We start from the raw sequence: 12,784 nt of genomic DNA, 5'->3' as shown, positions 1-12,784 counted from the left end.
CGATAGCTCGCCAGAGACTCATCAGAGAAAAAATCACAGCCAACTACTTCTTCAAATCCCTTATCAGCAATAGCTTGCGGAATTTGCCAGTCTCCACAACCTAACTCTAGATGCTTTCCTTTCAGAGGCGCATATTTTTCAATGAAATCAGCATACTGCTGATACTCGCCTGCGCGATGATCGAAGCGCCCGTACTCTGGTGGCTTGTTTGAGTAAAACTCAGCAAGGAGTCTCTTAACCCTTAGTTTTTCTGAATCAGAGTAAAGTCGTATAGGCTTCATCAGCAAAACCGTGAATCTGCAAAGTGTTACTTCTGTTACTTCACGATAACTCGTATGAAAAGTGTAAACTTTTGCATCTAGTTGTACACTATTTGATCACATAAACTATCTCACTAGGGAGCGAGAGATTATACTTCTCTCGTGCCCAACGCTCAATTTCCTCGAGAGTTTGCATTTTTTGAATGGCGCTTCGGAGTTCATTGGAGCGCTGTGTTTCGCGCGTAAGCTCGGCAGAAAGATGCGACTTGTGAATCTCCAGACGGAGCCGAGCTAAGATGCCGTAGTTGCCAAACACGGTGTAGAACAAAATCAATCCGAGAAAAGCAAGGCGCACGTATTTGAGTGGTGAGCGCATGGCGTCTCTGGCAAACCAGCGCAGCCGTGCTCGAAGACGCAGTTTTCGCCAAGTGCGTGCAGTAAAGAGGCGTTGCAGTTGATGCATTGCTGCACGAGAGTTCAACATATCGCTGAGTCGTGGCATAACCGTAAAGTTTGTAATCAACAAATCTAAGAAAAATTACGAGATCAGGGATGCAGTGAACAGAAATGGCGAGTGCCAAGCGCGCCAGCCCTGTGCAATGCCGATGCAGGGCAGGGTGCAAGCCAATTGAAGTCGAGACAGGGGATGAGGCTAATTTGCAAGTCGGCGCTTGAGTTCGCTCAGCGTAAAATCAGCATCGCTGCGAAAGTCGCGCCACTCCTGCACATACCAGAAACCTTGCGTAGATTGCAATAGCCGCAGCACCGAGCGACCTTGCGTGACTTCAGGAATGTCAGGCGACGTGTAGCGTGCAACAATGCGGTAGGAAAGTGAAAGCTGAAGCTCCGTTGGGGAGTTCAGTAGGCGCGTATCAATCGTGAAAAGGAACTGCGGTCGAGCGCCACGCTCCAACTGCGCTCGGAAGTTCTCAAAGAATCGCCGCTCTGAGACGATATTCCAGTTCTGAAATATAGCGCCTGCTGTGCCCGCAGTCTCAGGCGCAGGAATGAAGCGATAATCTGAAACGAGCAGGTTATCGGTCGTAGGCGCAGGTGAAAAAGTGCGCGTGTAATCCACAGGGTTGACACTGGCAAACGCGTTGGTAAGGTTCTCCAGCACAATATCAGCCAGCGTAGGTGGTCGCCAGACAGGAACACTGGGCGCAAGGCTTTCAGGAGGCTCAGGTGTGCGTGGCGAAAAAAGGCTACACGCGCTTATCGCCCAGAGGCTAAAAGAGAGGCTCACTGTGAGAAAGACTGTCCGCATGGTTCTAAGGAGTGCTCAAACACAAAGCTTGGGCTACAACACTGTTTCCCATCTGAAAATTTTCTCTGACAGAGACCACCCTAACATACTCAAAGCGAAGAAAAGCTGTATTTTTCGCCCTCAAAAAACTGCAAACAAAAACAAAAGAGGCACAAATGCCTGTTGAAATCCGAGAAGCAAAAACGCCCAAAGAGATTCGAGACTATATCAAATTTGCATGGAAAATTTATACGCGTGACCCTGAGCTGAAAAAAAACTGGGTGCCGCCTGTGATTGCCGACTACGAAAAAACGCTGGACAAGCAGCGCTATCCGCTTTGGGAGCATGCTGATCGCGCATGCTTTACGGCTTGGAAAAATGGTGAAATGTGCGGCACAATTACAGCGACCATCAACTATACGCATAACGAGCTACACAAAGACAAGGTAGGGTTTTGGGGCTTTTTTGAATGCATCAATGACACAGAGGTTTCACGAGCGCTCTTTGATGCAGCTAAGGCGTGGCTGCAAGCGCGTGGACTCACTGCAATGCGCGGTCCAATTAGTCCCTCTACCAACGACCAACTGGGTATGCTCTGCAAAGGTTATGATTCTCCACCGACATTCCTGATGACCTACAACCCGCCTTACTACCACGACCTTTGCAAAGATTATGGCTTTCGCGTGGAGCAAGAACTGGTCGCATGGCTGGTCAATCAAAAGACCATTGACCGTGAGCGCCTGAGACGCATTAGCGAATTGGTTAAGAAGCGTGAGAAACTGCGCCTGCGCTACCTTAACCTGAAAGACTGGCAGAACGAAGCGAAAATCATTCGCAGTCTTTACAACAAGGCGTGGGAACTCAACTGGGGGTTTGTGCCTTTTACCGAGAAGGAGTTTTACACACTCGCAAAGGATTTAAAGCAAATCGCAGATCCAGAGTTTATCTACTTTGTGCAAAATGAAAAAGGCGACTATGTTGGCTTTTCGCTCTCGCTGCCTGATGTCAACATCGCTTTGAAGCACGTCAACGGTAACCCAACCTCGCCAATCGGAATCCTGAAATACCTTTGGTATGCGCGAAAAATCAATCGCATTCGCACCATTGTAATGGGGGTAATCCCTGAATACCGAAACAAAGGCGTCGATTCGTTGATGAATGCAGAAACGGTTGAAGTAGGTATTCGAAAGGGCTACTGGGAAGCGGAGCTAAGTTGGGTGCTCAAAAGCAATATACCGATGCAAAAATTAGCCGAAGCCATCGGCGCAGAGCCTTACAAGGAATACCTTATCTATCAAGTTGACTTTTGAGATGCCCAAAGATTCTGTTTCAATAGAGCGCATTTTAGAAAAGTTGGAGAAAGATGAGCGCATCGGCTTTGATGAAGGTTTGAAATTTTTGCAAGAAGCAAGAAAAGCACTTGGAAGCGAGCGACCATCTGCACTAATTGAGGCAACAAAAGCACTCGCAGCACGCAATCCCTCGCTCACCACGCTCGATGTAGAGCGGCGCCACAGCAGTCAGTCAGAAAAACCCAATAAGCCGCTGGTGTATTTGGAGTTGCCAACTGAAATGAAGTTGCTTGAAGTCTGTCAGTGTGTTAGAACAGTGGCAGAGAGGGCAAGTGTCTGTGCCCTTTGGCCGCAACAAGTAGTGCGGTTAGCAGCAAGTGAGAAACTAAGGGTACTGAAAGCAGCAGAAAAGTTAGCAGAGTCGGGGCTGAGATTGGTCGAGGGCAAGCTGGAAGGTGGGCTGCAAGATGATGCAGCCGTCGATGAGTATTTCAGCGCAGTGATGATGCTGCAAAAATATGGCATCAAAGCAAGTGTGTGGCTACCTCTGGGTGCAAGCGATGAGGCAAAGGTGCGGCATTTGGCTCGACTGCGTGAGTTTCAAGACCGCACACAGGCTTTCACCTTTCTTTTCCTGCACGGAGAAGGCAAAATGGAGCGCAGAAATTTGCTAAGCACAGTTGCGCTGGCACGAGTGATGCTCAATAACCTGAAGATGATTGCGCTCAGCACATATTCCCTATCACAAAAAGTGGAAGAGACTTTGCTGCAAGAATGCATCACGCTGGGCGTCAATCAGATTTGAAGGCAAGTCAGCTCCCAGCATTACACAAGAAATGTGGCACAGCAACACTTGATGCTAAATCATTCCGCGTGCTTTCAGTTCAAGGTATTTGTTGATGGTTTTGAGTGTCAGGTCTTTAGGAGCCGTTAAGACAGATTGAATGCCGTTGCGCTGCAGCTCCAAGACAATTTCTCGTTTCTCGAAGGCAAATTTTTCAGCAATGGTCTTGATATATGCATCTTCCAGCGTCTTAGTCGGGCGTTCAAGCAAAGAGCGCAGTTCAGTGTTTTCAAAGAAAATCACGATAAGCAAGTGCCGCACAGCAAGGCGCTGGAGATACCGAAGCTGACGCCGCATTGAAGAAAGCGTCTCAAAGTTTGTAAAAAGCAGAAGAAGAGCACGTTGTGAAATGCGCCGCTGAACGGTGATAAAAAGGGTTTCATAATCTGATTCCTGAAAAGTAGTCTGTTGGTTGTAAAGCGTCTCGAGAATCTTTGCAAGGTGCGCTGATTGTCGCTCAGCAGGAATGATGGAATGAATGCGGTTGGAAAAAGTAATCAGTCCAGCACGGTCTTGCTTCTTCAAGGCAATGTTGGAAATTGCCAGTGAAGCATTAATCGCATAGTCCAACAGTGTCAGCCCCTCAAAAGGCATTTTCATCATGCGCCCCATATCGATAAGAGAATAAATAGGCTGGGAACGCTCATCTTGATATTGATTAACCATCAGGTCGCCTCGCCGCGCCGTGGCTTTCCAGTTAATAGAGCGAATATCATCGCCAATTGCATAAGGCTTAATGCGCTCAAACTCGAGCGTGTGTCCTAAGCGGCGCAGGCGCTTGATACCTAATTCAGTAGCTCTGGCAGAAAGCGAAAGAAGCTCATAGCGACGCATCTGCAGAAAAGATGGATAAGTGGGCACCATCGTGGAGGCAGGGATTTTAAAGCGCCGCTGCACCAAGCCCAGTGGGCTTTCAAAGAAAAGGTTCAGGTCGCCAAAGTGATACTCTCCGCGCTCAGTAGGACGAACGCTGTATTGAAACGCTCTGTGAGACTGCGCAGGAAGCGTAAGCACATAGAGAAAATCACGCACTTGGAATTGAGGCGGCAGTTCATCAATTACCTCGAGGCGTGAAGTGAAAGTGTAAGGGTTCTGCAAGCGGACGGTAATAAAGTTTTCATCGCCGTTCGAAAAGCGCTCAGGCGTAAGGCGTTCTGCACGGGGAGCGGTAAAGCGCGGTGCATACAGCAAAAGCGTATCGAGCAAAGTGAGTAGAAAGAGTATCGGCGTGCCAATGGTGGCAAGAGTGGTCAAGGCAGAGAAAAAGTAACCCAATACAAAAAGCGTAGCCAGCACGCCAAGCGCAAGAAAGAAGCGTGGCGTAAGAAAGTAGCTTTGGAGAAAATTCATCGTGGCACTTCCAGTTTAGCAAGAAGGTCTTTAAGCACGTCGTCAGGTGCAATGCCCTGCATCTCGCGTTCAGGTGAAAGAATGATGCGATGCCGAAGCGCAGGAATCGCTACAGTTTTAATGTCATCTGGCACAAGAAAATCGCGACCTTGCATGGCTGCGATTGCTTTGGCAGTGTTGAGAATCGCAATCGAGGCGCGTGGTGAGGCGCCAAGATAGATGTCGCCGCTGGTGCGTGTCTTACCAGCAAGCAAAGCAATATAGCGCAAAAGCGCTTCCTCAACTCGCACGCTACGCGCAGCGGCTTGGCAGGCTAACACTTGCTCACCCGTCAAGACTGGTTCAACAGCAGCAGTCGGCACAGCGCGCTGCTGATGATGCGCAAGGAGAATTTTGGTTTCCTCTTCCAACGAAGGATATGTCATCACGATTTTGAGCAGGAATCGGTCTAGCTGCGCCTCCGGCAAGCGATAGGTGCCTTCTTGCTCAATAGGGTTTTGCGTGGCAACAACCAAAAAAGGCATCTGCATCGGATAGGTGGTGCCATCAACTGTAACTTGACGCTCTTCCATGACCTCAAAGAGTGCCGCCTGAGTTTTGGCAGGTGCACGGTTGATTTCATCAATCAGCACAAAATTTGAAAAAATTGGGCCTGGATTGAACTTGAACTCAACTGTCTTTGGGTTAAAGACCGATGTGCCAATCACATCGGAAGGCATCAGGTCAGGCGTAAACTGAATGCGTGAAAAACCTACCGAAAGCGTGCGTGCTAAAACTTTTGCCGTAAGCGTTTTGGCGATTCCAGGTACGCCCTCAATGAGAATATGACCATTTGCGAATAGTGCTGCTAACAAAAGGTCGATCATTTCGTCTTGCCCAACAATCACTTTGCGCAGTTCTCGCTTAATACGTTCAACGGCATCACGAATTGAGCTGAGGTCAATTCGATTCTGAAAGAGCGTTTCGGACATTGGCTTTCACGGTTGTAGCGTTGTAGAAATTTTCAATCGCTTTCATCAGCGCTAAAAGCTCGGTAGCGGAGAGGCTTGATGAGTTGCGTGCCGCTTGAATCGCTGCAAAAAGTCGTGCAATCTCAGAGATAGGCACGCCTGACTTTTCTGAGAGCAATTGATAAAAATCCTGCGAAAACGAAATGTTTTGGAGATAAAAATGCGTGCGCAGAAAATCAAAGAAATACTCAATTTTTTTCTCGGCCAAATCTTTGTGGTCGCCGTGTTGAAGATAGACCCTGCCAACTGTTTGCACAAACTCCAGTGTAGCGTTACGGGGCGGCGTGATAAGGGGGATAGGACGCTGCCGCCGCTTGCCAGAAGCAAAGATGAAGAGCACAATGCCAGTGAGCGCAAGATAGTAAGCATACCGCAGCGTATCCGTCTCTAAAACAAAGCGAATCGGAGTTTGGGCACGTCGAGAAAGCGGTTTGTAGTATTCGTCCCAAATGGTTGTTTGAACAGGCAAGTGCGAAAGCACTCTGGCAACATACTCCGCACCATCGGGCGTCAGCAAGTAGTAGTTCGTGAAAAGGTAAGGACTGGAACAAAGGTAGAACGCACCTTTACCAAACTGGAGGCGAATAAAGTTCGGACGATTTGCTGTATCAACGCTCAGCACAGTCGCACGTGAGGAATCAAACCGAGAAAAGCTTGCCGTGTAAGGCGGCATACGGAGAGCGTATCGCGTGCCTTGCTGGGGCGCTGCCTTAGGAAAGGAAAGGTAAAGTGTATCTGGTGCGTTCAGAGAATCAGCAACGTGCAAGAAAGGCAAAAACTGCGCTCGTGTCCTCAGACGAAATGTATCACAAATCGGAGCTGGAAACCAGACTGCAGCAAGGAACGCCGTGCTGCCAGCTGAGACAAACTCAAGCAAACTCTGTGCATCAAGGCTGTCGAGACGAAGGTCTTCGGCAATGAAGATAATGTTCGAGCGCAGCGAGAACAGATAGGTCTGGGGAGAAGCATGGAAAAGCTCATAGAGCGATTGGGGGCTAACTGTGATACGCTCCTCGAAGAAAAGGTCTCTAAGGCGCGAAAAAAGCACAAACGCGCCAAAAGGTGATTTGTCTTCATTTGAAAAAGAAGGACGCCAATTGAGCGGCTTGGGTGCAGAGAGCTGTGTTGCAACCAGCAAAGCAAAGATGGCTGCAAAAAATAGCAGAGGCTTCCAGTATGATTTCATCTCTCCTGCAATTGAGTCGTAAATGCATCAAACGCACGCTTGGCAGCGGCAAACTCTTGTTCCGTGAGCCAAAACCCACCATACCAGACATACTCAAAAAAGCGTGCAAGCTCCGCAAACGGTGTGCGAAGCTCTGGTTGCTTGAGTTCATACAAGTAGTCACGGTTTGTTTTGTCAATTCGCCAAGCAATCAAATCCTTAGCGGCAAGGAGCTTGAGCACGCGCAAGAAAAGATAACGCACAGCGCGGCGGTAATCTTTGTCTGCCATCGCCTGTTCAATCAAAGCCTGAAGTGCATCGGGTTCTAAGTGCTCCTCAGCCTGAAACGCTACGGAGCGGAGTGTCTTCGAGCCGTAGAAAAGACTGCGAAGGTCAGTTCGTATGAGCTTGAGAACAAGGTAAATGAGAACCAGCACAGAGATAACCGTAAGCGCATGTTCTATCCACTCCGTAACCTCGTCGCTGAAAATATGGCGCAAGATGTTCTGGTCAAGCCAATCACGAATTCTCTGCCAAACAGGAGGGGGCGGAGGCGGACGGTCGTATTGAAACTCCTTTTGCGCACGCAACTGCGATAAAGCCTCTAAGTCAAAGCACCGCAGTGTGATGCGCGAGGCATCAAAAGCTTGTGCCGAAATAGAGTCGGGCAAAACTTCACCTAAAACTGCAGCGTCAGGCTGAAAGCGATCTATATCAGACGATGGAAGGTGTAGCGAGTCAATAATCTTGGAGGCAATTGCATTAAAATTAGGCAAAGAATCCACAGCGACCGAATCTGCTATCCCGTGTGAGAGCTGTCCGACACTTGTGCTGGCAGAAAGCAGAAGCCAGAGCACAATGCTGCCAGTGCGCTGAGCAGCTTGAGTGTACATTCTGAATAACTTCAGTTTGGGGTTGACATTTGCTCAATGCGCTGCATTAAGCCTGACGATTCTTTGCGCTCTACCAAGTCAAAATAGACAAATGCAATGCCGATTGAAAGAAGCCCGTTCAGCACAACGAAGCCAAGCGTGGAGAGCGAAGAGAAAATTGCATTGAAAAGCGTGTAGTCAGAAAAATTTGGTGAAGAAGAGTTAAACCCAACAATTAACCCTATCACGAAGCCCGGAACTGAAAAGATAAGCGAAATCAAATATCCGACCAGCACTAACACAAACAGCGTTGCAAACACTCGCCACCAATTGCCCTGCACAAGCTGAAAAGAGCGGAGAAATGCCTCGAAGAAGCCTTTTTGCTCATAGAGCCGAATGAAGATAAGCGGTGCAGTCGCAACGCCAAGGTAGAGCACAGGAATGAAAAGAAGGAAAAGGCTGGGAATGGCAACCATGCCCAGAAGAAATCCAAGAAGAAGCGCTGTGACCAAAATCGTCAAGGTGTTGCTGAGCGTATCGTTCAGAACTTCGCTAACTTGAATAAGCGAGGGGTCAGGCTGCGAGATGTATCGCTGCACAAAGGAATATGCTGTGGCAGAAACGCCCGCATAAAGTACCATTGAAAGTAAGAGCGAGAGAAAAAACTCAGGGCCGAAGACAGTTGCAAAGAGGTCAAGAACGCTGGTTGCGTCCTGAGTATCCATCACTCGGCTTTGATAGAGTGCCGTGATAGTGCCTTGCAGAACAGAAAGGGGCAAGCCCACATAGAGCAAGCTAAGGGCTAAGGTCTTGAAATTCTGCTGAATGAACTCAAGGCTAACAGAGATAAGGTCGCCAACTTCACGGCGCTTCCGGAACTCAATTTTTTCAAGCATAGCGGGCTATTGTTTAGTGGATTGATAAAGCATGCGTTCAAGTTGAATCGGGTAAAGTGCAAAATACCAGAGAACAAATGCAAGAGAGCTCAAGATGATAAAAAGACTGAGGAAAATCGGCATCTCGGTGTAGCGCGTAACGAAACTTTCAAGAAAGCCAGCAGCGGCGAAGATAGGCACAAGTCCAATGATGATTTTGACGCCGCGCTTAGCGCCACGCAAAAAAGACTCAAGGCGAGTGTATGATGCGGGAAAAAGAATGCTATTGCCAATTGTAAGTCCAGCGCCACCCGCAATTACGATAGCAGAGATTTCCAGCGTACCATGAATCCAGATGACCAAAGCTGACTCGAGAAGCAGCCCATGCTGATGGAAAAAGTATTGAAATGAGCCAACCATAATGCCATTTTGGAGCAGAACATAGCCTGTGCCAAACGAGAAAAGCGTGCCCATTGCGAAAGCGTAGAACGAAACAAGAATGTTATTCAGAGTGATACCAAGAAACATCGGGAGCTCACGCGCCTGCTTGTAGATAGCCATCGGGTCGCCGTGTTTGATGTTAGCCAGTGTCATATTCACATATGCATCACCTAAGATGAGTCGCGCAAAGCTGTCATCGCCGGCGGTGGAGAGTGCACCGATAAAGGCAGCGATGGAGAAGATGATAAGCGAGTAGAAAATTTCACGATGAGCGGCGCGAACCTCGAGCGGTAGTTCTATGCGCCAAAAATGGAAAAGGCGTGTGTGAGGCTCTTTCCGATTGCGGTATAGCTGCTGATGCGCCTTAGCCGTCAAAGCATTGAGGTATTCAGTGGTTTTGCTCTTGGGGAAAAAAGTGCGAGCATATGCAAGGTCGTCTGTAAGTTGAACAAAAGCATCCGCAAGTGCGTCGGGCGAGGCTTGCTGCGGTTGGTGAAGCATCTGCTCAAAAGCCTGCCAAGTGTCTCGGCGCGATTTGATGAAGGTCACTTCGGTCATTCAGAAACAGCGGTTAAATTTGTCGAAGTTAGCGCAAAATAGTGTGCAACAATGTAGGCTGGTTGAAAGGAAGATAACGAAACGAGCGCTCAAATCGCAAAATGTAGAGGGCTATGCATACTGTCAAGGTTCAAACAACGCAGAATGTCGAAATTAGCTACGAAGTTGCAAGCGTCAGCGACCGCATACTGGCTGCTATAGTAGATGGGTGCATAATCATTGCATATTTCATTACTGTCAGCACAGTGCTTTATGTGCTTAGCGAAATTGGACTGGACTTAGGCAACAGCGTAGGGATTATCATCCTATTTGGGCTGTACATAGTGGCACTCTTCTATGACCTTCTCTGCGAAGTCTTTATGGACGGGCAAAGTTTCGGCAAGAAAGCAATGAAAATAAAGGTAGTCAAGATAGATGGCACAGAGCCAAGTATCGGTAGCTACTTCCTGAGGTGGATTTTGCGCATCGTGGATATTATCCTTTTCACACCAGCTGTGGCCATCTTAGCAATTCTTATTAACGGCAAAGGGCAGCGTATTGGAGATATTGCTGCGAATACGACCGTCGTGAAGCTAACTGAGCGGGTGAAATTAAAAGATACCATATTTGAGGCAGTAGACGCTTCACATACATTAACTTACAGTGAAGTGTCTCGCCTAACTGAAAGCGATGTGGAAGTAATTAAAGAGGTGCTGAATACTGCAGGGCAAGTAAGCCCTGATTTAGCAGAAAAGTTAAAGGAGAGGACCAAAGCCGTGCTTGAGCAGAAATTAGGTGTCAAAACTGAGCAATCAACGCAGGCTTTTTTAGAGACACTCATCAAAGATTACAACGCTTATCACGGGCGATTAGCCTAGCGTAACAACAAAACCAGATTATCAATGAAAATTCCTTTTGTTGACCTCAAGGCACAGTACCAGAGTATTAAATCTGAAATTGACAGTGCGATTGCAAATGTCATTTCAGAAACCGCCTTTATTAGCGGTAAATATGCGAAAGCGTTTGAAGAAGAGTTTGCAGCATATATCGGTATCAAGCACTGTATTAGCTGTGCAAATGGCACAGATTCCATAGAGATTTTGCTAAAAGCGATGGGGATTGGTCATGGCGATGAGGTAATTGTACCAGCAAATTCTTGGATTTCTACTTCTGAAGCAGTTACGACTGTAGGGGCAACGCCTGTATTCGTAGATATTTTACCAGACTACTACACGATAGATCCGAGCAAAATTGAAGAGAAAATTACACCGCGCACGAAGGTAATTATTCCAGTTCACCTTTATGGATTGCCAGCAGAGATGGATGAAATTATGGCAATTGCAAGAAAGTATGGGCTAAGGGTGTTGGAAGACTGCGCGCAATCGCACGGCGCGACTTACAAAGGAAAAATGACGGGTACATTTGGCGACTGTGCCTCATTCAGTTTTTATCCGGGTAAAAATTTAGGTGCATATGGAGATGCGGGAGCAATGGTTACAAACGACGATGAAATTGCGCGCATTGCACGATTAATTGCAAATCATGGTCAGCCAAGAAAAAATGAACACGAAATAGAAGGACGAAATAGCCGCTTAGACGGTATTCAAGCCGCAGTGCTAAGCGTGAAGTTGCGACACTTAGAAAACTGGACAGAAGCGCGACGACGAAATGCAAATTTGTATCGAAAATATCTCTCAGGAACGCATGTGGTGCTACCAAAAGAACCAGAGTATTCGCGCCATGTATATCATCTTTTTGTAGTTCGTGTGACGAATCGAGAAAAAATCATAGACACGCTTAGGGCAGAGGGGATTGAGACAGGAATTCACTATCCAACGCCACTGCCGCTGCTGAAGGCTTATCAGCGATTTGGACATAAGCCAGAAGATTTTCCAGTAGCATCATCGCAGATGGGAAAAATTCTCTCACTGCCGATGTATCCTGAATTGACAGAAGAAATGATAGAGTTTGTAGCAAAAAAGATAGAATCTCAACAAGTTGAGGTTATGTAAAGTACATCAGCAGGTCGGCAGAGATAAGCTTAAACTTCGGAAGATGATTGATACGCACAAGATATACAATGCACTCAAAGCAAATTTCTCCGCTGAGCAGGCTGAAGCACTAACCAACATTATCAGCGAAACAATTCTGGATTTCGACCGCCTCGTAACAAAGCAAGAATTAGGTGAGCTAAAAGAGGCAATAAAAGAGCTATCAGAGGCACAGCGTCGGACGGAGGAACGGCTGAATGCGTTAGCGGAGGCACAGCGTCGGACAGAGGAACGGGTCAATGAGCTGGCAGAGGCACAGCGTCGGACGGAGGAGCGCCTCAACGAGTTAGCCGAAGCACAGCGTCGGACAGAGGAGCGCTTAGACAAGCTGGCGCACGAAATGACGGAGATGCGACGTGAATTCTATGCTGAAATTAAAGACATTCGCCAGCAGCTTGGGGGACTTTCAATGGCAGTTGGTTATGGCATTGAAGACCGAATTATGCCTTATTTCTATGACTTAGCAGAAAAAGATTATGGAATAACCTTGAAAAGTCTTGACCGACGCAACTACATTTACCCAGACGGCAGATACGATGAGGTGAATATCTATGCAGAAGGTGTAAAAGGCGATAGAGTGTGCTTAATCATAGCAGAGTGCAAAGCACAGCCGGGCAAAAAAGATGTGGATAGATTCTCAGATATGCTGAGCCGACTAAGAGCGGCAACAGGATTAGAAGTGTATCCGATTCTGATTGGTTATGTCTTTTCACCAGAGGTGGAAATGTACGTGCAAACCCAGTATCCCGAAATACGCTTAATGAAAACTTTTGAATTTGAGTTAAGCTATGATGCACGAAAGAAGAGAAGAGCATAGTAGTGAGCGTTTTTTTTTGAAGAA

At 47.5% G+C, this 12,784-nt stretch carries 14 protein-coding genes; 5 read left to right on the top strand and 9 right to left on the bottom strand.

Annotated elements, in window-relative coordinates; all coding sequences use genetic code 11:
* From NZM05_12005 to NZM05_11995, 3 genes are all read right to left on the bottom strand, one after another.
* A partial coding sequence (locus NZM05_12005) for a hypothetical protein (protein MCS7014337.1) occupies window positions 1-287 on the bottom strand: 287 nt, incomplete at its 3' end.
* 82 nt (window positions 288-369) lie between these two features.
* Window positions 370-762 carry a septum formation initiator family protein gene (locus NZM05_12000; protein ID MCS7014336.1) on the bottom strand — a complete coding sequence of 131 codons (393 nt, stop codon included), beginning with the start codon at window positions 760-762 and terminating at the stop codon, window positions 370-372.
* A gap of 150 nt (window positions 763-912) precedes the next feature.
* Window positions 913-1,527 carry a hypothetical protein gene (locus tag NZM05_11995; GenBank protein MCS7014335.1) on the bottom strand — a complete coding sequence of 205 codons (615 nt, stop codon included), beginning with the start codon at window positions 1,525-1,527 and terminating at the stop codon, window positions 913-915.
* Window positions 1,528-1,682: 155 nt separating this feature from the next.
* On the opposite strand from NZM05_11995, the gene NZM05_11990 reads away from it, so the two are divergent.
* A complete protein-coding gene (locus NZM05_11990) occupies window positions 1,683-2,816 on the top strand; it encodes a GNAT family N-acetyltransferase (GenBank protein ID MCS7014334.1) in 1,134 nt (377 codons plus the stop codon).
* Between the two features lies 1 nt (window position 2,817).
* Window positions 2,818-3,603, top strand: coding sequence for a hypothetical protein (locus NZM05_11985; protein ID MCS7014333.1), 786 nt, complete (start codon window positions 2,818-2,820; stop codon window positions 3,601-3,603).
* Between the two features lie 54 nt (window positions 3,604-3,657).
* On the opposite strand, the gene NZM05_11980 is transcribed toward NZM05_11985, so the two are convergent.
* From NZM05_11980 to NZM05_11955, 6 genes are read right to left on the bottom strand one after another with little or no spacing between them, the layout of a single operon-like run.
* Window positions 3,658-4,992 (bottom strand): DUF58 domain-containing protein, encoded by a 1,335-nt coding sequence (locus NZM05_11980; GenBank protein MCS7014332.1) that lies wholly within the window; start codon window positions 4,990-4,992, stop codon window positions 3,658-3,660.
* Window positions 4,989-5,963: a MoxR family ATPase gene (locus NZM05_11975; protein ID MCS7014331.1), complete on the bottom strand. Its 975-nt coding sequence runs from the start codon at window positions 5,961-5,963 to the stop codon at window positions 4,989-4,991. The genes NZM05_11980 and NZM05_11975 overlap by 4 nt, the downstream gene beginning before the upstream one ends.
* Window positions 5,932-7,188, bottom strand: a complete 1,257-nt coding sequence (locus tag NZM05_11970) for a DUF4350 domain-containing protein (protein MCS7014330.1) — start codon at window positions 7,186-7,188, stop codon at window positions 5,932-5,934. The genes NZM05_11975 and NZM05_11970 overlap by 32 nt, the downstream gene beginning before the upstream one ends.
* Complete coding sequence (locus tag NZM05_11965) at window positions 7,185-8,060, bottom strand: DUF4129 domain-containing protein (protein MCS7014329.1); 876 nt, start codon at window positions 8,058-8,060, stop codon at window positions 7,185-7,187. Before NZM05_11965 ends, NZM05_11970 begins: the two co-directional genes overlap by 4 nt.
* Window positions 8,061-8,071: 11 nt before the next feature.
* On the bottom strand, window positions 8,072-8,935 hold the full coding sequence (locus NZM05_11960; protein ID MCS7014328.1) for a hypothetical protein: 864 nt from the start codon (window positions 8,933-8,935) through the stop codon (window positions 8,072-8,074).
* Window positions 8,936-8,941: 6 nt separating this feature from the next.
* Complete coding sequence (locus tag NZM05_11955) at window positions 8,942-9,913, bottom strand: stage II sporulation protein M (GenBank protein MCS7014327.1); 972 nt, start codon at window positions 9,911-9,913, stop codon at window positions 8,942-8,944.
* A 113-nt stretch (window positions 9,914-10,026) separates the two neighbouring features.
* Between NZM05_11955 and NZM05_11950 the strand changes: the two genes are divergently transcribed.
* From NZM05_11950 to NZM05_11940, 3 genes are read left to right on the top strand one after another with little or no spacing between them, the layout of a single operon-like run.
* Window positions 10,027-10,770: an RDD family protein gene (locus NZM05_11950; protein MCS7014326.1), complete on the top strand. Its 744-nt coding sequence runs from the start codon at window positions 10,027-10,029 to the stop codon at window positions 10,768-10,770.
* Between the two features lie 24 nt (window positions 10,771-10,794).
* Window positions 10,795-11,904: a DegT/DnrJ/EryC1/StrS family aminotransferase gene (locus tag NZM05_11945; protein MCS7014325.1), complete on the top strand. Its 1,110-nt coding sequence runs from the start codon at window positions 10,795-10,797 to the stop codon at window positions 11,902-11,904.
* 43 nt (window positions 11,905-11,947) lie between these two features.
* Window positions 11,948-12,760, top strand: coding sequence for a hypothetical protein (locus NZM05_11940; GenBank protein MCS7014324.1), 813 nt, complete (start codon window positions 11,948-11,950; stop codon window positions 12,758-12,760).
* Window positions 12,761-12,784 lie beyond the last annotated feature (24 nt).

This window comes from Chloroherpetonaceae bacterium, from assembly GCA_025056565.1.
Lineage (GTDB): Bacteria > Bacteroidota > Chlorobiia > Chlorobiales > Thermochlorobacteraceae > Thermochlorobacter.
This window is presented reverse-complemented; position numbering and strand designations above follow the sequence as displayed.